Genomic DNA, 25762 nt, shown 5'->3' with positions numbered 1-25762 from the left:
TTCACGCCCGTCGGAAGAGCGAGCCCTGAATCGAGGAGCGTCCCGTCCGTGAAATCCCAGCGTGAAACCCTCACCCCGCAGATGCTGCGGTACGACGACTTCGACGACCGGGCGGAAACCCGGTATCTGCCCTACCTGATGTATTTCCACCGGGCGGATTACCGCTCCGCCACGATCAACACCGATCGGCTGGGGTTCCGCATCTCCCACGGCGCCACCGGGCAGGGATCGGTGGGGAACCCGCCCGAGGGCCCGGTCCGGCTGCTTGCAGGCAGCTCCACGCCGTTCGGGATCGGGGCGACCAACGACGGCGCCACCCTGGCGTCACGGCTCTGGAGCCGGTACGCGCCCTCCGTTCCCTGGCTCAACTTCGCCGGACGCAGCCACAATTCGATGCAGGAGCTGCTGCTGTTCCTGATGCACCGGGAGCTGGTCCCCGAGATCGACGAGATCGTGGTGTTCTCCGGGCTCAACGACCTGGCGCTCAGCCGGCTGCCCGAAGCCCAGCGCGGTGACCACGGCGGATTCTTCAATTGCGGCGAGTACTTCGACCAGATGGAGGAGTTGCGCGCCTCCCACCGCAAGAGCAGGCGGGGCTTCGGCCGGCGGGCGAGCGGGCCGGGGGAGGAGCCGCACGTGGTGCCGCCCCTCACGGAACGCATCGCGTACGCCGTCGACCTGACCGCACGTCATCTCGCGTCCCTCCGCCTGCTGGCCGGGCCGACCGGCGCCCGCATCACCTACGTGCTCCAGCCGTTGGCGACCTGGGTGCGGGAGTCGGGGTCGCCCGAGGAGAAGGCGGTCTTCGGGGAACTCGACGAGATCTCCAACTTCTGGGAGCTGTACGGGGACATCGCCACGCTGGAGACCGGCCGCAGGTACGCCGAAGCGCTCCGCACCGCCTGCGAGGCCCAGGACATCCGCTTCCTCGACATGAGCCCCGTCCTCGCCGAGTCCGTCACGGGCGACGACTGGCTCTATGTGGACCGTGCGCATTTCACCGACCACGGTACGGAAATCACCTCACGACTGCTGGCCGAATCCCTCGGACTTTCCTGAACGGTCCGCCGGTTCCCGTACACCCCTAGGCGAGAGAGGGCTATGTGTCATGTCCTTCGTGCGGAAAATCATCGCGAAAGTGTTCCGGCGCAAGCAGAAGGCGAAGAACGACGCCTCCATTTACCCCATGTTCTGACCGCACGTCCCGACCGCACGCGAACCGACGGAGAGAGGGAAACGATGCACAGCCAACAGGCAGCCGCCTCCGCCCCGGCTGCGGCCACGACGGCCGCGGAGCGCCGGACGGGCCGTCCGCACGGGCTGCCGGGGGACGGCGGCTCGGCACGGACCGTGTACGCGTACGCGACGGACCCGGAGGCGTCGCTTCCCGAGGGCGGACTGGTGGAGGAGGTGCGGACCGTACTGCGCCGCCCGGCCGCGGAAGCGGGTGCGGCCACGGGCGGCGGCTCGCTCGACGACCTCCTCCGGCAGGCCGCCGACTGGGCGGCCGGTGAGCGTCCGCGCTACCTCGCCCTCGTCACCCCGGAACAGGGGGAGAAGCACCCCGACGGCCACCACGACGTGCTCGTCCGGCGGGCCGTCCTCGGCTGCGCACCCCTCGCCCTCCTGTCCGGCGCCTGGCTCCAGTGGCTCAGCGCCCCCGGGAACGCCGACGACCCCCTCGTCCTGCGGATCCTCGCCCTGTACGCCTCCGACGTGGGCGCCGGGCACCCCGCGGCCTCCCGGGGCAGCGCCTACCTCGAACTGCTGCGCCGACTGCGGCTCGCCGAGAACGCGGCACCGGCCGCCCGGCTCACCGGCGACCAGCGCATCCCCGACAGCGCGTTCCGCCTCCCGGCCCTGCTCCTGGCCATGAGTCGGCGCCCCGACGACTTCCGGGGCGAGATCCTCGGCGCCGACCTGTGCCTGCGCGCCGTCGGGCTGCTGCCCGCACTGGAGCTGGTGCGGGCGGTGCTGCCGACGGGCGCGGAGTGGACGACCCTCGACCCGGCGGGCAGGCGTGCCTCTGAAGACCCCCTACCCGTCGAGCGGTGCCGGGCGGCCGTGGACACGCTGGTCGAGCGGGAGGGTGAGCGCGGTGCCGACGCCGTGCGCTCCGGCTTCCGCTGGATGCTGGCCGGTCTGCGGGAGTGGTCCGAGGTGCTGCGCGCGGAACTGGTGGCGGCCGGGGACCCCGCGTTCGACATGGCCGAGCTGATGCGGCTGCGGTCGCGCGAGGGCTCCGTCTACCACCACCAGTTCCTGCTGGAGGGCAAGCCCCTGGCCCGCTGGCTGGCGGAGTGCCGGACCGATCCGGCGCCACTGCTCGACGTCCTGGCGCGCAGCAGACTGGTCAAGCCCGGGCGTTCCGGGGCCAGTTCGCTCGTACGGGGGCTGGTCGGCGAGCGCGGACCGATGTTCCGGGTCTTCTCGCCGGATGACCTCACGGTCATCCGGCGGTGGATCGACTCCCTCCCGCCGAAGCCCGCCGAGGCCTCCCGGACACCCCCGGGCGCCGGGGCCCCCGGGACTTCCCAGGCGCCGGTCGGGCCGCCCCCGGCCGGCGCGCGGGACGCCCTCGCGGGGGTGGCCGGAGCCCTGCGGGCCGGGGCGCGTTCCCCGGGCCGTACGCCCTCCGGGCTGCGCGAGGCGTACCACCTGCTGATGCGCCGTACCGACACCCCCGCCCTGCGCACCTGGGCCATGGAGTACGTGGACGGATGGCTCGCGCGCTCCGGCCACGGCATGGACCGTACGGCGATGCCGCTGCCCGAGCGCTGGAGCCACGAGGGACTGCGCCCCTGGCTCCAGGCCCAGCACGACCGGCACGGAGCCGAGTTCGAGGAGAACGCGGCGATCCCTCTCCCCTCGAAGGAGGCGGTGGTCGACGACACCGTACAGACCGCGCCGCTCACCCTGATCGACGGCAGCTGGCTCCAGGGGTTCACCGACTACGAGCAGGCCTCGTCCGCGATCGGGCACTCCCTCTTCGAGACGTACTGGGACGAACTCGGCAACGGCGAGCCGCACTTGAACCATCCGCTCATCTACCGCGACGTGCTCAAGGAGATGGGAGTGGAGCTGCCGCCGACGGCCTCCGCCGCGTTCGCGCAGTGGCCCGGCTTCCGTGAGGAGTCCCTCGAACTCCCGGTGTACTGGCTGTGCGTGGGGCGGTTCCCCCAGACCTATCTGCCGGAGGTCCTCGGTCTGAACCTGGCCATGGAGCTGTCCGGCGTCGGCGGCACCTACCGCCGGGCGCGCCTCGCCCTCAAGGCGTACGGCTTCAGCACCCGCTTCGTGGACATCCACAACACCATCGACAACGTGGCGACCGGCCACTCCGCCTGGGCCGCCGACGCCGTGGACACCCTGCTGGCCTCGCTGCCCGACGCACCCGGACCCGGGGCCCGGGCCGAGGTCTGGGGGCGGGTGCGGGTCGGCTACCGCTCGCTCAACCCGCCGAGGAGCGTCGGCGCCCGGCTCGCCGCCCGCCGCACCCGCTTCACCGGCCGCCGTAGGTGAGCCCCCGCGCGGACGCCCGTCCCACGCCCCTCACCCCCCGCCCCGCCCCAGCCCGATTCCCCTCTCGATTCCCCATGCAGCCGGAGGAACGCAGCGGTGTCTGACCTCATTCTCGGAGTCTCCGCCTTCTACCACGACAGCGCCGCCGCCCTCATCGCCGACGGCGTTCCTGTGGCCGCGGCCCAGGAGGAACGCTTCACCAGGCGGCGGCACGACCCCTCCTTCCCCTCCCGCGCGGTCGCGTACTGCCTCGACGAGCAGGGCGTCAGCCTGGACGACCTCTCCGCCGTCGCCTACTACGAGGACCCCCGCCTGAAGTTCCGCCGAGTGCTGGCCACCTTCGCGGGCGCCGCGCCCACCGGCTTCGCCTCCTTCCGGGAGACCCTGCCCGCCTGGCTCGGCCGAAGCGGCAAGCTGCGCACGGACGCGACCGTACGCGCCGAACTCGCCGCCCTCGGCCGGGGCCGGGTGCCCGAGCTGTCGGTCCGCCGCCACCACGAGTCGCACGCGGTCTCCGCCTTCTTCCCGAGCCCGTACGAGTCAGCGGCCGTGCTCTGCATCGACGGTGTCGGCGAATGGGCCACGACCACCCTCTGGCACGGGCGCGGCACCGACCTCCGCCCCGTCTCCGAACTGCGCTTCCCCCACTCGCTCGGCCTGCTGTACTCCGCGTTCACCTACTTCTGCGGCTTCAAGGTCGACTCCGGCGAGTACAAGCTCATGGGCCTCGCGCCCTACGGGAAACCGCGCTACGCCCGCCTCATCCGCGAGGAGCTGATCGACCTCAAACCCGACGGCTCCTTCCGCCTGAACATGCGCTACTTCGAGTACCTGCGCGGCCAGGTGATGACCGGGCGCGGCTTCGAGAGGCTTTTCGGCGGACCCCGCCGCACCTCCGAAACCCCTCTCACCGAGCGGGAGTTCGACCTCGCCGCCTCGGTGCAGGCCGTCACCGAGGAAGCGGTGCTCCGGCTCGCCCGCACCGCCCGCGAGCGTACGGGGGAGTCCCGCCTCTGCATGGCGGGCGGGGTCGCCCTCAACTGTGTCGCCAACGGCAAGGTGATCGACGCCGGGATCTTCGACGAGGTGTGGGTCCAGCCCGCCGCCGGCGACGCCGGGGGAGCCCTCGGCGCCGCCCAGGCCGTCGCGGCCGAGCGGGGCGCGCGCCGCGACCACGTCCGCACGGGGCGCGACGCGATGAGCGGGTCCCTGCTCGGGCCCGCCTACGGCGACGACGAGATCGCCGCCTTCCTGGACGCGCGCGCCATCCCGTACCGGCGGCTGGACAGCGACACCCTGGCCGCACAGGTCGCGGACGGGCTGGCCCGGGGGAAGATCGTCGGCTGGTTCCAGGGGCGCATGGAGTTCGGCCCCCGGGCGCTCGGGGCCCGCTCCATCATCGGCGACCCGCGCAACCCGGACATGCAGTCGGCCATGAACCTCAAGATCAAGTTCCGGGAATCCTTCCGCCCGTTCGCCCCCGCCGTCCTGGCCGAGGACGCCAAGGACTACTTCGACCTGCCGCAGGAGAGCCCGTACATGCTCGTCGTCTCCCAAGTCGCCGCCGCCCAGCGGCTGGAGGTCCAGGACGGCGGTGCCTTCGGACTCGACCTGCTCAAGGTGCGGCGCTCCACCATCCCCGCCGTCACCCATGTCGACCACTCGGCACGGGTGCAGACGGTCACCGACCGAGAAAACCCGGCCTACCACCGGCTGTTGACCGCCTTCAAGTCCCTCACCGGCTGCCCGGTGCTGGTCAACACCTCGTTCAACGTACGCGGAGAGCCGATCGTCAACTCCCCGCAGGAGGCCTACACCTGCTTCATGCGGACGGACATCGACATGCTGGCGCTCGGCAACTTCCTGCTGGAGAAGAGCGAGCAGCCGGTCTGGACGGAGGAGTCCGACTGGCGCGAAGAGATCCCGCTCGACTGAACGGACCCCACCCGAACGCTGCCCCGCCTTCCGGCACTCCTCCGCGCCGACACGAGAAACGGAACGAAAGCCCATGCGTACCGTCCTGCTCCTCCTCGTCTACTACCTGGTCGTGACCCCCGTCGGCCTGTTGAGCCGACTCGTCGACGACCCTCTCGCGCGCCGCTGGAACCGGCGCGCCGACACGTACTGGAACGCGCCGCCCCCGTCACCGGCTCGCTGAGCGAGGCGACGAGGGCGTGCAACCGACCCAACGGAGACAGACGATGACCAGCTTGCTCCAGTTCGCCCGGTACCGCGTCGAGGACAGCGCCCGGGACCTGCTGCGCAAGGAGATATCGGCCCGGGTATCGGAGACCAGCCTCGATTCCGACCTCGACGACGCCATCCTCGGAGGGATCGGCGCCTACGCCCTGCGACGCCACCTGCCCGGCGACATCCTCCAGGGCAGCCAGGTGTTCACCGCCGCAGGCTCCCACGCGCTGCTCCTGTCCAACCTGCCCACCCAGGACTTCCCCGCCACCCCGGTCAGCGGCTTCGCCGACGAGAGCGAACTCGCCGTCACCAACGCGATCCACCTGGGGATGATCCGGCTCCTCGGCTGCACGCCGTTCGCGGTGAGTTACGAGAACGACGGCCGCCTCATCCGCAACGTCGTCCCCAACCCGGCGGCCTCCGGCACCACCAGCTCCTGGGGGGCCGACTCGGAGTTCTTCTGGCACTCCGACAACCCCCACCAGCCGTTCGGCCCGCCCGGCTCCGATCCCCGGCTCTACGCACCGCCGTACCTCACCTTCTTCGCCATCCGCAACGAGGAGCGGATCCCCACCGAGGTCGCGGCCCTCGACGACGTCGTCGTACGGCTCGACGAGGAGACACAGACCATCCTCAGGGAACCGGAGTTCGAGGTCGGAGCGCCCGACTCCAACGACGGTGACACCAGCGGCCCGCTGCTCAAGACCCCGGTCCTGGAGACCGGGCCGGACGGCCGCCACCGCGCCCGCTACGACCGGGGGACCACCGCCGGACTCACCCCCGCCGCCCAACAGGCCCTGGAGCGCTGGCGCGAGGTCCTGCGCGACATCCCGGCCGCCGATCTCACCCTCCAGCCCGGCGACTTCATGATCTTCGACAACCTCCGGGTGCTGCACCGCCGCAAGGCGTTCACACCACACCCGAACGCGACGGCCCGCTGGCTCCGCCGCTGCTACGCCGCCTGACCCGCCCCCTGCTCAGCCCCCCCGGCTCACCCCATCGCCTCCACCTCTCACCCGAACCCCGAAGGGAACCTCATGGGCAAGTACCGCGTGGCAGTCATCGGCGGCCGGCCGGCACCGGTCGCGGGAGCCAAGGAACTCGGCATCGACGTCGTCCTCGTCCACGAGGAGGGCGCCTACGACGTGGCCGTCGCCCAGCACTGCGAGCGCATCATCCACGGCCCCCTGGCCGACGGCCCGGCCATCCTCGAACTCCTCAAGCCGCTGCACGAGGAGCGCCCGTTCGACCGGGTCCTCACCACCACCGAACCGGCCGCCGAGTCCACCGGTTTCGTCGTGGACGCCCTCGGCCTCCCCGGCGTCAGCGAGTTCACCGCCCGCGCCCTCAAGGACAAAGCGCTCACCCGGCAGTTGCTCGATGAGCACGGCCTGAGCCCCGTCCGCTACCGGCTGGTCCGGAGCGCCGAGGAGATCGCCGCGTTCCGGGCCGAGGTCGGTGACCGGATCATCGTCAAGCCGGTGGACGGCGTCGCCAGCCTGCACATCCACCCCGTGGACAGCCCCGAGGACGCCGAGAAGGCCTGGCAGGCGCTCCGGGAGGCGGAGACCTCGGCCGTCATCGCGGAAGAGTACCTGGACGGCCCCGTCGTCAGCGTCGACTCCTTCTCCCATGCGGGCCGCCACCTCACCATCGGGTACTCCGAGTACCGGATGAACGAGCGGTACGTCGAGTGGGAGGTCAGCACGCCCAGCCGGTACGCCACCCCGTGGCTGGCCGAACTGCGCGACCTCACCCCGAAGCTGCTCGACGCGGTGGGCCTCACCGAAGGCCCCTCGCACAGCGAGTTCGTCCTCACTCCCAAGGGCCCGCGCGTCCTGGAGTCCCACGCCCGACTGGCCGGCAGCGGAGCCCCCGAACTGGTCCGCCGCGCCTTCGGGTTGAACCTCAACCGGATGTTCCTCACGGTCCCCCTCGGCATCGACGAGCTGCCCGCGACCTCGCCCGAACCGCTGGGTGGCGCGGCGGTCCGCTTCTTCACCCCGGAGCCCGGCACGGTCGACGCCATCGAGGTGGCCGACGACGCGGCCGACGAGATCCGCCGGGTCCCGAAGGGCGAGAGGAGTTACGTCTTCCTCCCGTACCTGGACGAGTTCGCGAACACGGAGGTGGCGGCGGTGATCGGCAAGAGCGTCGGGGAGACCGTACCGCCGCTGCTGACCGTCGCGGACTGCGTCTCCGGGTACGTCATCGCCTCCGGGCGCGACGCGGACGACGCCGTGGCCAAGTGCGAGGCGGCCAACGACCGCATCCGCTTCAAGACGAGCTGAGGGCCGCTCCTAGGGCTCCGGGCCGCGTCCCGCCGTGCCCGCGCTGCGGAATCCGGGTGGCCGGACCTCGCCCGTGGTCCGGCCACCCGCCCGCCGCCGTACGCCCTTCGTTTCCTCCGCCTCTTCCGCTCCTGCCCCCTGGGATGGACTCACCGATGAACACGATCATCTGCCCTGTAGGGACGGAGGGGTCCCGGCCGGACCCCGTCGCCCAGCTGCACACCGTCCGCCGACTGGTCGAGGAGCGGTACAGCAGCGAACAGCCCCTCGCCCGGGCCGCGCTCCACCTGATCGACTGCGCCACCGACATCGTCGGCCAGCTCCCGGACGGTGACCTGGACGCGGCGCGCGGCGCACTGGGCTCGGCCCGGGCCGCCGTGGTCTCCGCGACCTTCGCGGTGGGCCGGGTCCGGGACATGTCGGCCGCCGGAGCCGATCGGACATGAGCGACCACATCGTCGTCATCCACCGCTGGCGCGACCGGCACGCCCACTACGAGGACTACCTCGACCACCGCGCCCACCGCGTCACCTACGTGACCACGGAACTGGCCCTCGACTCCGTACCCGGCGGCGCGGCGGCCGCCCGTACCGTCCCGGCCACCGACGACCTCGACGCCGTCTGGCGCGCGGTGACCGAGCTGCGGACCCACTTCGGCGTGCCCGAGCGGGTGGTGGCCCTCAACGAGGGTGATCTCGACATCGCCGCCCTGGTCCGTGACCGGCTGGGCTGCGTCGGTCAGACCTCCGGCGAGCTGGCCCGCTTCCGCGACAAGCTCACCATGAACCGGGTGACCGATCGGGCCGGGATACCCGCCCCCGCCTTCGCGGACGCCCCCGACGAGGCCGCTGTCCTGGCCTTCGCCGAGCACCACGGCTGGCCGGTCGTGGTCAAGCCGCGCCGGGGTACCGCCAGCCGGGGCGTCGTACGCCTCGACTCCGAGGCCGACCTGCCGCTGCTGCGTACGTCACCCCCGGAACCCCGCCTGGTCCAGGAGTTCTGCGCCGACCCGATCTTCCACATCGACGGCCTGTGGACCGGCGAGCAACTGGGCCCGTGGCGGGCCTCGCGGTACGTCAACACCTGCGTGGACTTCACCCAGGGCGAGGCCCTCGGCTCGGTCGAGGTCGACGACCCCGAACTCCTCGGCCCCCTGGGCGCTTTCACGGCCCGGGCAGCCGAGGCCCTCGGCCCGGAACCATGGGTCTTCCATCTGGAGGCGTTCGTCGGTACGTCGGCCGACGGCTCGCCCTCGATCCGGTTCCTGGAGGCGGGGTACCGGGTCGGCGGGGCGGAGATCCCGTTCGTCTGGCGGGAGGTGCACGACATCGACCTCGCGGGGGCCGCCGCCGACGTCCAGCTGGGCCGACGCCCGGAGCTCCCCGTACCGGAGGAATGGCGTACGGGCGGCTGGCTGCTGGTGCCGTCCCCCGTACCCGCCCCGTGCCGCGTGACGGCCTGGAACCTCCCTGAACCGCCGACCCCCGACGAGGGCCCCTACACCGCTGTGATCCCGGCCGTGGGCCAGGTGGTCCCGCGCGTGGGCGGGTACGAGCACGTCGGCGCCCGGTTCCGGTTCCGCGGCGGGTCGAGCGGCGATGTGGAGAAGGCCATCCTCAGGACGGCGGCCCAGTTCCGGCTGGAGTGCGCCCCGGAGCGAGGAGCGCGTGCGGTCTGCGGACTGGATCGATGAGGGGCGGGCGCGGGGACGCAGGCGGGGGCGAACGGCCCGCCGTACTCGTCCTGGAGGACGGCCGTACGTTTCGTGGTCGTGCTTATGGGGCCGTGGGGGAGACCTTCGGCGAAGCGGTGTTCTCCACCGGCATGACCGGCTATCAGGAGACGTTGACCGACCCGTCGTATCACCGGCAGGTGGTGGTGATGACGGCCCCGCACGTCGGCAACACGGGCGTCAACGACGAGGACCCGGAGTCGGGTCGTGTCTGGGTTTCGGGTTACGTCGTCCGTGACCCCGCCCGTAAGCCGTCCAGCTGGCGTGCGCTGCGGTCGTTGGACGAGGAGCTGGCGGCGCAGGGTGTGGTCGGGATCAGTGGTGTCGACACGCGTGCGTTGACGCGTCACCTGCGGGAGCGGGGTGCGATGCGGGTGGGGATCTTCTCCGGTGATGCGATTCCGGATGAGGGCACGTTGCTGGCGAAGGTGCGTCAGGTGCCGGAGATGGCGGGTGCGGACCTCTGCGCGGAGGTGGCGACGGAGGAGGCGTATGTCGTTCCTGCGATCGGGGCGAAGAGGTTCACGGTCGCGGCGGTCGATCTGGGGATCAAGGGGATGACGCCGCACCGGATGGCGGAGCGGGGTATCGAGGTGCACGTGCTGCCCGCCACGGCCACCTTGGAGGATGTGTACGCGGTGAAGCCGGATGGGGTGTTCTTCTCCAACGGTCCCGGTGACCCGTCCACCGCCGACCACCCCGTCGCTCTGATGCGTGGCGTGCTGGAGCGTTCGACTCCGTTGTTCGGTATCTGTTTCGGTAATCAGATCCTGGGCCGGGCGCTGGGTTTTGGTACGTACAAGTTGAAGTACGGGCATCGGGGGATCAATCAGCCGGTGCAGGACCGCACGACCGGCAAGGTGGAGGTGACGGCGCACAATCACGGCTTCGCTGTGGATGCCCCGCTGGACCGGGTCTCGGAGACGGAGTTCGGCCGTGCCGAGGTGTCCCATGTCTGCCTGAACGACCAGGTGGTCGAGGGTCTGCACCTGTTGGACCGGCCCGCGTTCAGTGTCCAGTACCACCCTGAGGCCGCTGCCGGCCCGCACGATGCCGCCTACCTGTTCGACCGTTTCGTTTCTCTGATGGAGGGCCAGCGTGCCTAAGCGCTCCGATATCCAGTCCGTCCTGGTCATCGGCTCGGGTCCGATCGTCATCGGCCAGGCCGCCGAGTTCGACTACTCCGGCACCCAGGCCTGCCGCGTCCTCAAGGCCGAGGGGTTGCGGGTCATTCTGGTGAACTCCAACCCGGCCACGATCATGACCGACCCCGAGATCGCCGACGCCACCTACGTCGAGCCGATCACCCCGGAGTTCGTCGAGAAGATCATCGCGAAGGAGCGCCCCGACGCGCTCCTGCCCACCCTGGGCGGTCAGACCGCCCTGAACACGGCGATCTCGATGCATGAGCAGGGGGTGCTGGAGAAGTACGGTGTCGAGCTCATCGGCGCGAACGTCGAGGCGATCAACAAGGGCGAGGACCGCGACCTGTTCAAGGGCGTCGTCGAGGCGGTGAAGGCGAAGATCGGCTACGGCGAGTCCGCCCGCTCGGTCATCTGCCACTCCATGGACGACGTCCTGGCCGGGGTGGACACCCTCGGCGGCTACCCCGTCGTCGTCCGCCCCTCCTTCACCATGGGCGGCGCCGGCTCCGGCTTCGCCCACGACGAGGAGGAACTGCGCCGGATCGCCGGGCAGGGCCTCACCCTCTCCCCGACCACGGAGGTGCTCCTGGAGGAGTCGATTCTGGGGTGGAAGGAGTACGAGCTGGAGCTGATGCGCGACAAGAACGACAACGTCGTGGTCGTGTGTTCGATCGAGAACTTCGACCCGATGGGTGTGCATACCGGTGACTCGATCACTGTCGCCCCGGCGATGACGCTGACCGACCGGGAGTACCAGCGGCTGCGGGATGTCGGGATTGCGATCATCCGCGAGGTGGGGGTCGATACCGGTGGGTGCAACATCCAGTTCGCGATCGACCCGAAGGACGGGCGGGTCATCGTGATCGAGATGAACCCGCGTGTCTCCCGCTCCTCGGCTCTGGCGTCGAAGGCGACGGGTTTCCCGATCGCGAAGATCGCCGCGAAGCTGGCTGTGGGTTACACGCTGGACGAGATCCCGAACGACATCACCGAGAAGACTCCGGCGTCGTTCGAGCCGACCCTCGACTACGTCGTGGTGAAGGCGCCGCGTTTCGCGTTCGAGAAGTTCCCCTCGGCGGATGCGACGCTGACCACCACGATGAAGTCGGTGGGGGAGGCGATGGCGATCGGCCGGAACTTCACCGAGGCCCTGCAGAAGGCGTTGCGCTCTTTGGAGAAGAAGGGTTCGCAGTTCGCTTTCACCGGCCCGGTGGGGGACAAGGGGGAGCTGCTGGCGGAGGCGGTCCGCCCCACCGACGGCCGTATCAACACGGTCATGCAGGCGATCCGTGCCGGAGCCTCCCAGGAGGAGGTCTTCGAGGCGACGAAGATCGACCCCTGGTTCGTCGACCAGCTCTTCCTGATCAAGGAGATCGCCGACGAGCTGGCCACTGCGGAGCGCTTGGACGCTGAGCTGCTGGCCGAGGCGAAGCGGCACGGGTTCTCCGACGCCCAGATCGGGGAGATCCGCGGGCTGCGCGAGGACGTCGTCCGCGAGGTCCGCCACGCGCTCGGTATCCGCCCGGTCTACAAGACGGTCGATACGTGTGCGGCGGAGTTCGCGGCGAAGACCCCGTACTTCTACTCGTCCTATGACGAGGAGTCCGAGGTCGCGCCCCGCACCAAGCCCGCGGTGATCATCCTCGGATCGGGGCCCAACCGGATCGGGCAGGGGATCGAGTTCGACTACTCCTGTGTTCATGCCTCCTTCGCCCTGTCGGACGCCGGGTTCGAGACCGTGATGGTTAACTGCAACCCCGAGACCGTCTCCACGGACTACGACACCTCCGACCGGCTCTACTTCGAGCCGCTCACCCTGGAGGACGTCCTGGAGATCGTCCACGCCGAATCCCTCGCCGGCCCCATCGCCGGTGTCATCGTCCAGCTCGGCGGCCAGACCCCCCTCGGCCTCTCCCAGGCGCTCAAGGACAACGGCGTTCCGGTCGTCGGGACCTCCCCCGAAGCGATCCACGCGGCTGAGGACCGGGGGGCTTTCGGGCGGGTCCTGGCCGAGGCAGGCCTGCCCGCACCTAAGCACGGCACGGCCACCACCTTCGCCGGGGCGAAGGCGATCGCGGACGAGATCGGCTACCCGGTCCTGGTCCGCCCCTCCTATGTCCTGGGCGGGCGCGGGATGGAGATCGTGTACGACGAGGCGCGCCTGGAGTCCTACATTGCCGAGTCCACGGAGATCAGCCCGACCCGGCCGGTGCTGGTGGACCGGTTCCTGGACGACGCGATCGAGATCGATGTCGACGCGCTGTACGACGGGACCGAGCTGTATCTCGGTGGGGTGATGGAGCACATCGAGGAGGCCGGGATCCATTCCGGTGACTCGGCCTGTGCGCTGCCGCCGATCACGCTGGGCGGGTTCGACATCAAGCGGCTGCGGGCCTCGACCGAGGCCATCGCCCGGGGTGTCGGGGTGCGCGGGCTGATCAACATCCAGTTCGCCCTGTCCGGGGACATCCTCTACGTCCTGGAGGCCAACCCCCGCGCCTCCCGCACGGTGCCCTTCACCTCCAAGGCCACCGCCGTCCCCCTGGCCAAGGCCGCCGCCCGTATCTCCCTCGGGGCCACCATCGCCGAACTCCGCACCGAGGGCCTGCTGCCGAAGACGGGTGACGGCGGCACCCTGCCGCTGGACGCGCCGATCTCTGTCAAGGAGGCGGTGATGCCGTGGTCCCGCTTCCGTGACATCCACGGTAGGGGCGTCGACACCGTTCTCGGGCCGGAGATGCGCTCCACGGGTGAGGTCATGGGTATCGACTCGGTCTTCGGGACGGCGTATGCGAAGTCGCAGGCCGGTGCTTACGGTCCGCTTCCCACCAGTGGGCGGGCGTTCATCTCGGTGGCGAACCGGGACAAGCGCTCGATGATCTTCCCGGCCCGGGAGCTGGTCGCGCACGGGTTCGAGCTGATGGCGACCTCGGGGACGGCCGAGGTGCTGAAGCGCAACGGGATCAACGCCACGATCGTGCGCAAGCAGTCCGAGGGGCCGGGGCCCAACGGTGAGAAGACGATCGTCCAGCTCATCCACGACGGGGAGGTCGATCTCATCGTGAACACCCCCTACGGCACGGGTGGTCGTCTCGACGGCTACGAGATCCGCACCGCGGCCGTCTCCCGCTCCGTCCCGTGCCTGACCACGGTCCAGGCACTCGCCGCCGCCGTCCAGGGCATCGATGCCCTCAACCACGGCGACGTCGGCGTCCGCTCACTCCAAGAACACGCCGAGCAGCTCACGGCCATGACCTTGCGGGATCAGCTCGAAGCGGACGTGGGGATCGAGGTGTCCAGGGCGACGGAGACGGCCAGAAGGGCGAGCGCCGTTCCCATCATGTAGCGCTGTACCTTGAGCCACGAGGGGCGGCGGGCCAGGAAGACGGCGATCGAACCGGCGGCCAGGACGATGGACAGGTTGACCGTGAGCGCCACCGCGATCTGGACGGAGCCGAGCACGAAGCCCTGGAACAGCACGTGCCCCGACTCCAGGTTGATGAACTGCGGGATGAGGGACAGATACATGATGGCGATCTTCGGGTTGAGCAGATTCGTCATCAGCCCCATCGTGAACAGTTTTCGCGGGGAGTCGTGGGGCATCTCCTGGGGGGCGAAGACGGAGACGCCGCCGGGCTTGAGGGCGGTCCAGGCGAGGTAGCCCAGGTAGGCCGCGCCGGCCAGTTTGACCGCGACGTACAGCTCGGGCACCGCGACGAAGACCACGGAGAGGCCGAGGTTCGTCGCCAGCAGGTAGACCAGGAAGCCGACCGCCACCCCGCCGAGGGAGACGACCCCCGCCCGACGGCCCTGGGTGATGCTCCGGGAGACGAGGTAGATCATGTTCGGGCCGGGGGTGAGCACCATTCCCAGGGCCACCATCCCCACTCCCAGTACCCCGGTCAGCTCAACCATCGCTGTGCGCCGCCTTCTGTCCGTGAGTCTTCTGCCGTGGTCTGTTCCGTAGCCGATCGGTCGTGCTGCTCGGCGCTCCGCTCGCTCACTTCCGTGCATTTCTCGTTCCCGATCGCTGCGCATCGGAGCAATTCGAGTGTAAGGGCCTGTCATTCCTCGGTTCAATACGAAATATTGAACTCGGTGCAATGCTGTGCTTCGATGCTGGTGACGGTGTGCGTGATACGTGGTGGGTGCGGGAGTGCGGGAGTGCGGGAGTGCGGGAGTGCGGGAGTGCGGGAGTGCGGGAGTGCGGGAGTGCGGGAGTGCGGAAGTACGGGAGGTGGGGTCCGTGAAGGACTACCGGAGCGTTGCCGACGCGGTGGCCGCCGAGATCCGGGCCGGTCGGCTCAAGGCGGGTGAACGGCTGCCCACCCAAAGGGAATTCGCCCGGCAGTACGGCATCGCCAATTCCACGGCCACCCGCGTCTATCAGGAGCTCGCACGTCGGGGTTTCACCGAGGGGCACGTGGGCCGTGGCACCTTCGTGCGCGACACCTCCGGCGCGGCGGCACCACCCGCCCCCGCGCTCTCCGAACCCGCCGAGAGCCGGGTCGATCTGGAGCTGAACTACCCTGTGGTGCCTGAGCAGGCCGAGGTGCTGGCCGCCGGGCTGGGCGGGCTGCTGCGGCCCGGGCGGCTGGAGCCGGTGCTGCGCCCGGTGGGTGCGGCCGGCACCCCCGCGGCGCGCGCCGCCGCGGCGGACCTGCTCGCACGGGGTGGCTGGCGCCCGGATCCGGCGCGGGTCCTGTTCGCGGGGAGCGGCCGACAGGCGATCTCGGCGGTCGTGGCCGCGCTGACCCGGCCGGGTGCGCGGCTGGGCGTCGAGGAGCTGACGTACCCGGTGCTCAAGGCGATCGCCACCCGGCTCGGTGTCACTCTCGTGCCGCTCGCGATGGACGGGGCCGGGCTCATCCCGGAGGCGGTGGAGGAGGCGCACCGGGCCGGGCCGCTGCACGCCGTCTACGTACAGCCCGTCCTGCACAATCCGCTGTCGCTGACCATGCCCGAGGAGAGGCTGGACAGCCTGGCCGATGTGCTGCTGACGTGCGGTGTCCCTGCGATCGAGGACGCAGTGTGGGCCTTTCTCCGGGATGACCTGCCGCCCCTGGCCTCCCGTGTGCCCGAGCGGACGGTGCTCGTCGACAGTCTGTCGAAGCGGCTCGCGCCGGGGCTGTCCCTCGGGTTCGCGGTGGCTCCCGCCGCCGTGTCGGGCGGGGTCGCGGCCGCTCTGCGCTCGGGTGGCTGGACGCCCATGGGGTTCCCGCTGGAGGCGATGGCCCGGTGGCAGGAGGTCGGGGCCGTGGAGTCGCTCGTACGGGCCAAGCAGCGGCAGGCCGTGGAGCGGCAGGAGATCGCGGAGCGTCACCTCGGCGACTTCGTGACCCGCAGCGCGCCGGGGTCGTACTACCGCTGGTGGGAGCTGCCGAGGCCGTGGCGGGCCGACACGTTCGTAGCCGCCGCGGCGCGGCACGGTATCGCGGTGACCCCGGCGGCCGCCTTCGCCGTCGGGCGCCACCGGGGCCCGCACGCGATCCGCCTGGGCCTCGCCTCGCCGTCGGCGGAGACCCTGTCCCGTGCTCTCGCGACCCTGGCCGACCTCGCGAGGTCGGCTCCGGAGGATCTCGCCCAGGACTGAGGCCAGGCGTCCCCGACAACCGCCAGTCGTCTCAGAATGTGAGATTTTTCCCCCTGAATTTCCGGAGGAAAAAGTCCGGATCCGGAATGACGTCGTTTGTGCCGGGCGTGCATCAGCCCCAGGCGGAGTCTTTTCTTGCTCCCTCCGCACGGCACGTGCGCGGCGTAAAGCAAGTGTGCGCAGCATTGACGGTCCGATACATACCATCACCTTATCGATGTGATTGTTTCCATGTTTCACTGCGGGGGTTTCCCGTTTGTGAAATTTCCCGGGCGAGTTCCTGTGAATCGACTCGGGGGAGGTGTCGCAACTGCCTTTTCTCGGGCGCATTGTTTGCGTCACGGTCATCCTTTCGCATATTCCGGCGGCGATGCGAGCCTGCCTGTCGTCCTGAGCACGAATTGCGGGAACATGAAGGATGGGCAGATGACGCCAGAACCTGACATAACGTCACTAACCGAGGTACTCCTGTGCGAGGAGGGGCTGAGGCGCTACCGCGAGGCGCTGGAGGCGGGGACGGTGTCCGGGGACGTGCCCGGATGCCTCGTACGGTCCGGTCTCCTGAAACCGCTGCCCGGTGGGCGGGACGTGTACGTTCCCGTTCCCCCGGCAATCGCCGAATCGCTGCTGGCTCGTCCCGTCGAGCGTGACATCGAAGAGCGCCGGAAATCCCTGGAAGTCCTGCATTCATCCTTTCTCGCGGCGGAGGCCGTCTATCGGAAGGTACAGCGCCGGGCGGAACCGCCCATCGAATCGCTGCACGGTGAAGAGGTCATCGGTGAGGCGCTGCGCAAGGCTGTCGCCTCCTGCCGGGAGGAGCTGCTGACCGCGCAGCCCGGCGGTGGCCGGCCGCCCGCTCTGCTCGCCGAGGCCCTGCCCCGCGATCTCGCCCTGCTGCGGAAGGGGGTGCGGCAGCGCACGCTCTACCAGCACAGCGTCCGCTCGCACGCACCCACCCTCGCCTACATCGAGCGGGTTCTCGCCGAAGGCGCCCGCGTCCGCACCGTGGACGAGGTCTTCGAGCGGGTCATCATCTGTGACCGTACGATCGCCTTCATCCCGGGCACCGAGGAGCGCAGGAGCGCCGCGCTGGCCGTCCGGCACTCCGGGGTGATCGAGTTCCTGGCCAAGATGTTCGACCATGCGTGGGAGCGCGCCGAGCCCGTCGCCATCAGCGTCGAACGCCACCGACCCGACCTGCTCACCAGCTCCGTACGCCGGACCGTGCTCCGCATGGTCGTCTCCGGCCACACCGACGAATCGATCGCGTCCCGGCTGGGGATGAGCGCGCGGACCGTCTCCACCCACATCCGGAAGGTCTCCGAAGCGCTGGGCAGCCGCAGCAGGGCCGAGCTGGGCTATCTCCTCTCCCAGCGGCGCCTGCTCGAGGAGGGCGGCGGCCTTCCCGGCGAGACTCCCCGTTCCCCGGCGCGTCAACGTCGGCCCCCCGCGCCGGAGTCGTGCGGCTGAGGGGGAGTCGGCCGCGGCAGGGCAAGTTCGGACGGGAGCCTTCTCAAGGGCTGTGCTGTGTGAAATTGTACTGTCGTACTGCACCTTGCGTGTCCATGCCAAAACTGGGCGCGTGGGGTGCTGCTCCGCCATCCCCACCACCCTCATCCCCCGCACCCGTACCGGGTGAGCCCGAAGAGGAGGCAGCTGGTGAGACCAGCATCGATGCGCCGACGCGCCGCGGCCCTGGCCGCGTTGGCGCTCTGTATGTGTCTGAGTACGACCTCGTTCGGCGCCCCGTCGTTCGCTTCCACCCCGCAGCGTCCAGCCGCCGTCGGGGAACCGGGGCCGGCGGGCGGCGGCAGTGCGGAGATCCCGCCAGCCGCCTCCCTCGTACCGGACGCGGCGCCCGAGCCCGACCACGTACGCGCCTCGGCGCTGCCCGTCGACGAGCGGGGCCCGGCCCCGGCCTCCGGCGCGGAGCGCAGGCGGGACTACGACGAGCCCCGTCAGGAGGCCGCCACCGCTGCCTCCGCCTGCGATCCGGTGGACTTCACCTCGCGTACGGGCAGCGCCCTCGTACAGCGGATCAGGGAATCCGCCACGGAGTGCGTCAACACGCTGTTCGGCCTCACCGGCGAGAACGCGCGCCTGGCCTTCCGGGAAGCGCAGATGGCGACGGTGGCGCACGCGCTGCGCGAGGCCTCGGCCACCTACCCGGGCAACGGTTCCACCGGCGTGCCCCAGTTGGTGCTGTACCTGCGAGCCGGGTACTACGTGCAGTGGTACAACGAGTCGGCCGTCGGGCCCTACGGACCGGCCCTGACCACAGCGATACGGGGAGGACTCGACGCGTTCTTCGGCTCACCGCGCTCCCGTGACGTCACCGACGCCAACGGGGCGACGCTCTCCGAAGCGGTCGTGCTCATCGACAGCTCCCAGGAGAACGCCCGCTACCTCGACGTGGTGAAGCGCCTGCTCGCCGCCCACGACGCCTCGTACAACGAGCTGAGGAACATGCGGGCCGCCGTGAACAGCACCTTCACCGTGCTGTTCCGGGGGCATCAACTCCCGGACTTCGTCGAGGCGGTGACGGCCGACCGGTCCACCGCCGACACCGTCCACTCCTTCGCCGACCGCAACCTCGCCCTGCTCGGCACCGGCCACTCCTTCCTCGTCACCAACGCGGGCCGTGAACTCGCCCGCTTCCTGTCGTACGAAGCGCTGCGCACCGGCGTGCGCCCGCAGGTGAAGGGGCTCCTCGACCGGACCTCCATCACCGGTGCGACCGCACCCCTGTGGGTGGGCCTGGCCGAGACGGCCAACCACTACGACGCCGCCAACTGCGTCTACTTCGGCACCTGCGACCTGGCCGACCGCCTGGACCGGGCGGCCCTGCCGGTCCGACATGAGTGCGGCGAAAGCCTGCGCATCCGCGCCCAGGAGATGTCGGCCGCCCAACTCGCCGCCACCTGCGCCGATCTGGCGGGACAGAACGCGTTCTTCCATGAACTCGCACGGGACGAAGGGCCGGTGCCCGGCGACCTCAACACCCGGCTCGAAGTCGTCGTCTACCACTCCAGTGGCGACTACGGCACGTACGCGGGAGCCATGTTCGGCATCGACACGAACAACGGCGGCATGTACCTGGAGGGCGACCCCTCCGCCGTGGGCAACCAGCCGCGCTTCATCGCCTACGAAGCCGAGTGGCTGCGGCCGGACTTCCAGATCTGGAACCTCAACCACGAGTACACCCACTACCTCGACGGCCGCTTCACCATGGCCGGTGACTTCGCCGACGGCATGACCACCCCGACCGTCTGGTGGGTCGAGGGCTTCGCGGAGTACGTCTCCTACGCCTACCGCGGTCTCACCTACGACGCGGCCATCACCGAGGCGGGCAAGCGCACTTACCCCCTCAGCACCCTGTTCGACACCACCTACGGCAACAGCGACAGCGCCCGGATCTACCGCTGGGGCTACCTCGCGGTCCGCTACATGCTCCAGTCCCACCGCGCGGACCTGGACACCGTCCTGCGCCACTACCGCGCCGGAGACTGGAACGCGGCCCGCACCCATCTGAAGACCACCATCGGCACTCGCTACGACGCCGACTGGAACACCTGGCTCACGGCCTGCGCGGCGGGCGACTGCGGTGAGATCACGGATCCGGACGATCCCACCGATCCGCCGGCTCTGCCCGAGTGCACCCACCCCGAGCGGACCCGGCTCGACCGCGACTGCGCACGCTCCGGCATCTCGATCCGGACCGGTGACTACGCCTACCTGACCGTGTATGTCCCCGCCGGGACCGCGAAGTTGCGCATCACCACCCATGGCGGTACCGGCGATGGTGACCTGTACCACCGCGCCGGTTCCTGGCCGTCGAAGACCGACTTCACCCACCGGTCGGCCACACCGGGCAATGCCGAGACGGTGACGGTCGACAACCCCGCCCCCGGGTGGCACTACCTGTCCGTCGCCGCCGAACAGGCGGTGTCGGGGCTCGTGGTCTCCGCCGGGTTCTGAGCCCGTGCGCGCGATCGATCCGCTCCCGGTCGGCCGGGAGCGGATCGATCGGCCGGGAGCGGGTCTTGGCAGACAATGCGTCATGTGACATGTTACCGGCGTGCTCAAGGGAGAGTCCGTGGATCTCGTCGTGATCGGCGCCGGAGTCGTCGGTGCCGCGTGTGCCTACTACGCGGCCCGAGCCGGTCTCTCGGTGGCCGTCGTCGACCGGGGGCCGGTCGCGGGCGGCACCAGCGGTTCGGGGGAGGGAAACCTCCTCGTCTCGGACAAGGAGCCGGGGCCGGAACTGGAGTTGGCCCGGATGTCGCTCACACTCTGGGGCGAGCTTGCCCAAGTGCTGCCCAAGGACATCGAGTTCGAGACCAAGGGCGGGATCGTCGTGGCGGAGGACGGTGGACAGCTGTCGTCGTTGAGGGAGTTCGCCGCTTCCCAGGAACGTGCCGGGGTCGCCGTGGAGGAGGTGGGTGCCGACGGGCTCCGGACACGGGAGCCCCACCTCGCGCACGGGCTGGCCGGAGGGTTCCACTACCCCGAGGACGCCCAGGTGCAGCCGGCCCGGGCCGCCGCCAGGCTGCTGGAGTGCGCCGGGCGAGCGGGTGCGCGGATCTTCCTGGGGGAGGAGGTCACCGCCGTGACGACCACCGCGGACGGCCGGGTGAGCGGCGTTCGGACCTCGCGTCGGCGGCTGCTCACCGGGGCCGTCGTGAACGCGGCGGGCACCTGGGCGGACCGGGTCGCGGAGCTGGCGGGTTCGTACCTCCCCGTCCAGCCGCGCCGGGGCTTCGTCCTCGTCACCGAGCCCCTGCCCCCGCTCATCCGCCACAAGGTGTACGCGGCGGGGTACGTCGCCGATGTGGCGAGCGGGGACGCCGAGTTGCAGACCTCGCCCGTCGTGGAGGGCACGCCCGCCGGGCCCGTCCTCATCGGCGCCAGCCGGGAACGGGTGGGGTTCGACCGCAGCCTCTCGGCGGAGGCCGTCCACCGGCTGGCCGCCGCCGCGACCGGCCTCTTCCCGGTGCTGGCGCAGGTGCGTGTGCTCCGCGTCTACTGCGGCTTCCGTCCGTATCTGCCCGACCACATGCCGGCCATCGGCCCCGACCCGTGCGTGCCCGGCCTGTACCACGCCTGCGGCCACGAAGGCGCCGGGATCGGCCTCGCCCCGGCCACCGGACTGGTGATCGCCCGGCAACTGATCGGCGAGGGCGTGGGGTTGGATACCGGGCCTTTCGATCCGGGGCGGCTGGCCGAATCCGCAGCCGATCCGCTGCCGACGTGAGTGCGGGCTTGAGGGTGAGGCCAGAGAAGGCTTGAGGGTGAGGCCAGAGAAGGAGGAGTGGTCCCATGCACGACCGGTCCGAACCATCCGCCGAGGCGGAGGGCGCCGAGGGCGAAGTGAGAGGGGACGCCGACGTCGTCGGCTTCGCCTTCGACGGGCGGGCCCTCGCCGCACGCCAGGGGCAGAGCATCGCAGGCGCCCTCTGGGACCACGGCATCGTCGCCTGGCGCACGACGCGCGGTGGCGGCCGACCGCGCGGGGCGTTCTGCGGGATGGGCGTCTGCTTCGACTGCCTGGTCGTCGTCAACGGTGTACCCGGTCAGCGCGCCTGTCTCGTCCGGGTGGTGGAGGGCGATGCGGTCACCTCGCAGGAAGGGCACGGGCATGATGCGCTCGGCAGCTGACGGGGGGCGGGGGGACGGCGGGATGGCGCTCGGCCGTACGGAGAGCGGTGCCCGCCGTGCGTCAGACGGCTTCGACCTGGCGGTCGTCGGCGCCGGGCCCGCGGGCCTGGCCGCCGCCGTCACCGCCGCCGACGGGGGCCTCCGGGTGGTGCTGATCGACGGGTCGGAACGGCCGGGCGGGCAGTACTTCCGTCACGCGGCCCCTGCCCTCAGTCCCCGCCCCGCCGCCGATCGCGGCCTCGCCTCCACCCCTGCTCCCGGCCTCGCCAGGGGCGGCAGGGCCGTCCATCGCGAACGGTCCGCCTTCGCCGCCCTGTCCGCCCGTCGCGCGGCGCACCAACAGGAAGGGCGGATCACCCACCTCCCGCGACGCCATGTCTGGACGGCCGAAGGGGGCGCCCCGGCGGCGGCGGACCGGGACCGCTGGACACTCCGCCACATCCCGGTCGACGGGGTGCCGACAGCGAGTGGGCCGGTCCCCGGAGAACCCGCCCCCGGCATACACGTCACCACAGCCCGCTTCCTCCTCCTGGCAACCGGTGCCTTCGAGCGCCAACTCCCCTTCCCCGGCTGGACCCTGCCCGGGGTGGTCGCCGCCGGTGGGGCCCAGGCCGTGCTCAAGGACTCCCGCGCCCTGCCCGGGCGGCGCATCGTCGTGGCCGGGAGCGGCCCGCTCCTCCTCGCCGTCGCCGTCTCCCTCGCGGAGGCGGGCGCCGAGATCCCGGTGCTGGCCGAGGCCGCCTCGTACGCCGCCTACGCCTCCCGCCCCGGTGTCCTCGTCCGCAACCCGGCGAAGGCGGTGGAGGGGGCCCGGCTCGCGGGGGAGCTGCTGCGGTACCGGATCCGGGTGCGTACCCGCAGAGCGGTCGTCCGGGCGCACGGTACGCACCGGGTCGAGGCGGTCACCCTCGCCACGCTCGACCGGGAGTGGCGGCCGGTGGCCGGGACCGAGGTACGGATCGCCTGCGACGCGCTCGCCGTCGGCCACGGCCTCGTCCCTCAGCTCGAACTCGCCGTCGCGCTGGGCTGCGCGCTCCGCACCGCACCGGACGGAACGCCCGCCATCGTCGTCGACGATCAACAGCGCACCTCGACACCGGGGTTGTGGGCAGCGGGTGAATCCACCGGCGTCGGTGGCGTCGAACTGGCTCTGCTGGAAGGGAGAGTGGCGGCCCTGAGCATGACTGCACGGCTCAAGGAGCAGGGGCGTGCGCGGGCGCGGGTGACGGGGGCCGCCCGGCAGCGCCGCTTCGCCGACCTCATGGCGGGCGTCCACCGCCCCGGCGCCCACTGGACGAGCTGGCTCACCGACGAGACCGAGGTCTGCCGCTGCGAGGAGGTCACCGCCCACGCGCTGCGGCAGGCCTGCGCGTTGGGCGCCCAGGACGTGCGGAGCGCCAAGCTTCTCACCCGGGCGGGCATGGGCTGGTGCCAGGGCCGTATGTGCGAGACGGCCGTCACCGCTCTCGCGGCCGGCGGTGACGGCACGGCCCCGCTCGCCCCCGCCCGCCGCCCGCTCTCCTGTCCGGTCCCCCTCCGCGACCTCGCGGAGTCCCCACCCACGGCCGATCCCGGCGCGGCCGACTGACCTCCACCGCCCCGACTGAGGACGAACATCCCCAACCACCCATGTGAACAGAGGAGTTCCTCATGCACCGGTCCCGCCCCTGGCACGGCGTCATGGTCGCCACCACGCTGCCCTTCCGCGACGACCTCTCCGTCGACCACGACGCCTACGCCGACCACGTCCGTTCGCTCATCGACGCGGGCTGCGACGGCGTCGTGCCGAACGGGTCCCTCGGCGAGTACCAGACCCTCACCGAGAAGGAGCGCCGCCGCGTGGTCGAGACCGCCGTCGACGCGGCGGGCGACGGAGCGCGGGTGATGCCGGGCGTGGCCGCGTACGGCAGTGCGGAGGCCCGGCGTTGGGCCGAGCAGGCGGCGGAGGCCGGGGCCGGTTCCGTACTCCTGCTGCCGCCCAACGTCTACCGGGCCGACGAGAGTGCCGTACGCGCCCACTACGCCGAAGTCGCCCGCGCCGGGCTGCCCGTGGTCGCCTACAACAACCCGTACGACACCCGGATCGACCTGACCCCCGCGCTGCTGGCGCAGCTCCACGAGACCGGGGACATCGTCGCCGTGAAGGAGTTCACCGGCGATGTGCGCCGGGCCTGGGAGATAGCCGAACGGGCGCCCGGTCTCGACCTGTTGATCGGCGCCGACGATGTCCTGCTGGAGCTGGCCGTGGCCGGGGCCGTCGGCTGGATCGCCGGATTCCCCAACGCGCTCCCCGGCTCCTGCACCGCCCTCTACCGCGCGGCGGTCGCCGGCGACCTGGAGGCCGCCGTACCGCTGTACCGGCGGCTGCACCCGCTGCTGCGCTGGGACTCCCGGACCGAGTTCGTCCAGGCGATCAAGGTGTCCCAGGACGTGGTGGCCGACGGCAGCGGCGGGCCCTGCCGCCCTCCCCGTACCCCCCTCGCCCCGCAGGACGCGGAGACCGTACGCGCGTTGACCGAGAAGCTGCTCGCGGAGGGCCTGGACTGAGCCCGGGAAACGAGCCCCGAGACCGAGACCGCACGCCGCCACCTCACCGCCAAGGAGCAGCACCGTGCGCAGCCGCCGCACCATTCACACCGTGGAATCCCACACCGAGGGTATGCCGACCCGGGTCGTCACCGGCGGCGTCGGAGCCGTGCCCGGCGCGACCATGGGGGAGAAGCGTGCCTACTTCCAGAAGCACCTGGACCACCTCCGCACCTGGCTGATGTACGAGCCGCGCGGGCACGCCGCGATGAGCGGCGCGATCCTCCAGCCGCCCACCCGGCCCGACGCCGACTGGGGCGTCCTGTTCATCGAGGTCTCCGGGCTGCTGCCGATGTGCGGGCACGGCACCATCGGCGTCGCCACCGTGCTGGTCGAGACCGGCATGGTGGCCGTCACCGAGCCCGTCACCACCGTCCGCCTGGACACCCCCGCCGGTCTGGTCGTCGCCGAGGTGCGCGTGGAGGGCGGCGCGGCCACCGCCGTGACCCTGCGCAACGTCCCTTCCTTCACCGTCGCCCTCGACCGGCAGGTGGAGATCCCCGGGTACGGCACGGTCGCCTACGACCTCGCCTACGGCGGCAACTTCTACGCCATCCTCCCTCTCGACCGGCTCGGCCTGCCCTTCGACCGCGCCCGCAAGGACGACATCCTGCGGGCCGGGCTGGACATGATGGCCGCCGTCAACGCGACGGAACCGCCCGTCCACCCCGAGGACACCTCGATCACGGGCTGCCACCACGTCCAGTTCCTGGCCCCCGGCTCGACCGCCACGCACTCCCGCCACGCGATGGCCATCCACCCGGGCTGGTTCGACCGCTCGCCCTGCGGCACCGGCACCTCCGCCCGGATGGCCCAGCTCCACACCCGGGGCGAACTGCCCCTGCACCACGACTTCGTCAACGAGTCCTTTCTCGGTACGTCGTTCACCGGCCGGCTCGTCGCGAAGAGCCGGGTGGCCGGGGCGCCGGCGGTCGTCCCGGTCATCACGGGGCGCGCGTGGATCACCGGCACCTCGCAGTTCCACCACGACCCGTCCGACCCGTTCCCGGACGGCTTCCTGTTGTGACGGCCCCCGCCCTGCGGC

At 71.0% G+C, this 25762-nt stretch carries 19 protein-coding genes; 18 read left to right on the top strand and 1 reads right to left on the bottom strand.

The annotated features are described in order from the left end of the window. Window positions 1-48 precede the first annotated feature (48 nt). From AC0682_RS20915 to carB, 10 genes are all read left to right on the top strand, one after another. Window positions 49-1059, top strand: coding sequence for an Inducer of phenazine A (locus AC0682_RS20915; RefSeq protein ID WP_478534527.1), 1011 nt, complete (start codon window positions 49-51; stop codon window positions 1057-1059). 180 nt (window positions 1060-1239) lie between these two features. Then, window positions 1240-3522, top strand: coding sequence for an iron-containing redox enzyme family protein (locus AC0682_RS20910; protein ID WP_478534525.1), 2283 nt, complete (start codon window positions 1240-1242; stop codon window positions 3520-3522). Between the two features lie 96 nt (window positions 3523-3618). Continuing rightward, window positions 3619-5457: a carbamoyltransferase family protein gene (locus AC0682_RS20905; protein WP_478534523.1), complete on the top strand. Its 1839-nt coding sequence runs from the start codon at window positions 3619-3621 to the stop codon at window positions 5455-5457. A 73-nt stretch (window positions 5458-5530) separates the two neighbouring features. Then, window positions 5531-5680, top strand: a complete 150-nt coding sequence (locus AC0682_RS20900; RefSeq protein WP_478534521.1) for a hypothetical protein — start codon at window positions 5531-5533, stop codon at window positions 5678-5680. Window positions 5681-5723: 43 nt separating this feature from the next. Next, complete coding sequence (locus tag AC0682_RS20895; RefSeq protein ID WP_478534519.1) at window positions 5724-6677, top strand: TauD/TfdA family dioxygenase; 954 nt, start codon at window positions 5724-5726, stop codon at window positions 6675-6677. Between the two features lie 72 nt (window positions 6678-6749). Next, entirely contained in the window at window positions 6750-8003 is a 1254-nt protein-coding gene (locus tag AC0682_RS20890) for an ATP-grasp domain-containing protein (RefSeq protein WP_478534517.1), read from the top strand. 155 nt (window positions 8004-8158) lie between these two features. After that, complete coding sequence (locus AC0682_RS20885; RefSeq protein WP_478534515.1) at window positions 8159-8449, top strand: hypothetical protein; 291 nt, start codon at window positions 8159-8161, stop codon at window positions 8447-8449. Further along, complete coding sequence (locus AC0682_RS20880) at window positions 8446-9696, top strand: ATP-grasp domain-containing protein (protein ID WP_478534513.1); 1251 nt, start codon at window positions 8446-8448, stop codon at window positions 9694-9696. Before AC0682_RS20885 ends, AC0682_RS20880 begins: the two co-directional genes overlap by 4 nt. After that, on the top strand, window positions 9693-10841 hold the full coding sequence (gene carA / locus AC0682_RS20875; protein ID WP_478534511.1) for a glutamine-hydrolyzing carbamoyl-phosphate synthase small subunit: 1149 nt from the start codon (window positions 9693-9695) through the stop codon (window positions 10839-10841). The genes AC0682_RS20880 and carA overlap by 4 nt, the downstream gene beginning before the upstream one ends. Beyond that, window positions 10834-14226, top strand: coding sequence for a carbamoyl-phosphate synthase large subunit (gene carB / locus AC0682_RS20870; protein WP_478534510.1), 3393 nt, complete (start codon window positions 10834-10836; stop codon window positions 14224-14226). Before carA ends, carB begins: the two co-directional genes overlap by 8 nt. Here carB and AC0682_RS20865 read toward each other — a convergent pair. After that, the gene (locus tag AC0682_RS20865; RefSeq protein ID WP_478534508.1) at window positions 14145-14795 is read right to left on the bottom strand and encodes a LysE family translocator; all 651 of its coding nucleotides are present in this window, start codon (window positions 14793-14795) and stop codon (window positions 14145-14147) included. The genes carB and AC0682_RS20865 overlap by 82 nt on opposite strands. Before the next feature lie 331 nt (window positions 14796-15126). On the opposite strand from AC0682_RS20865, the gene AC0682_RS20860 reads away from it, so the two are divergent. The 8 genes from AC0682_RS20860 (at window position 15127) to AC0682_RS20825 (ending at window position 25744) form a co-directional block, all read left to right on the top strand. After that, window positions 15127-16473, top strand: coding sequence for an aminotransferase-like domain-containing protein (locus AC0682_RS20860; RefSeq protein WP_478534506.1), 1347 nt, complete (start codon window positions 15127-15129; stop codon window positions 16471-16473). A gap of 426 nt (window positions 16474-16899) precedes the next feature. Beyond that, entirely contained in the window at window positions 16900-17943 is a 1044-nt protein-coding gene (locus AC0682_RS20855; RefSeq protein WP_478534504.1) for a LuxR C-terminal-related transcriptional regulator, read from the top strand. 204 nt (window positions 17944-18147) lie between these two features. Next, on the top strand, window positions 18148-20451 hold the full coding sequence (locus AC0682_RS20850) for a M9 family metallopeptidase (RefSeq protein ID WP_478534576.1): 2304 nt from the start codon (window positions 18148-18150) through the stop codon (window positions 20449-20451). A 118-nt stretch (window positions 20452-20569) separates the two neighbouring features. Further along, the gene (locus tag AC0682_RS20845) at window positions 20570-21727 is read left to right on the top strand and encodes an NAD(P)/FAD-dependent oxidoreductase (protein ID WP_478534502.1); all 1158 of its coding nucleotides are present in this window, start codon (window positions 20570-20572) and stop codon (window positions 21725-21727) included. Window positions 21728-21792: 65 nt separating this feature from the next. After that, complete coding sequence (locus tag AC0682_RS20840) at window positions 21793-22131, top strand: (2Fe-2S)-binding protein (RefSeq protein WP_478534500.1); 339 nt, start codon at window positions 21793-21795, stop codon at window positions 22129-22131. Then, complete coding sequence (locus AC0682_RS20835) at window positions 22112-23719, top strand: FAD/NAD(P)-dependent oxidoreductase (RefSeq protein ID WP_478534498.1); 1608 nt, start codon at window positions 22112-22114, stop codon at window positions 23717-23719. The genes AC0682_RS20840 and AC0682_RS20835 overlap by 20 nt, the downstream gene beginning before the upstream one ends. Window positions 23720-23781: 62 nt before the next feature. Further along, window positions 23782-24678 (top strand): dihydrodipicolinate synthase family protein, encoded by an 897-nt coding sequence (locus AC0682_RS20830; RefSeq protein WP_478534496.1) that lies wholly within the window; start codon window positions 23782-23784, stop codon window positions 24676-24678. Between the two features lie 64 nt (window positions 24679-24742). Continuing rightward, window positions 24743-25744, top strand: coding sequence for a proline racemase family protein (locus AC0682_RS20825; protein ID WP_478534494.1), 1002 nt, complete (start codon window positions 24743-24745; stop codon window positions 25742-25744). Window positions 25745-25762: the final 18 nt, after the last annotated feature.

The organism is Streptomyces sp. NPDC043746 (assembly GCF_056436485.1).
Note: the sequence above shows the minus strand (reverse complement) of the source record. Positions and strands in the feature narration are given on the sequence as shown.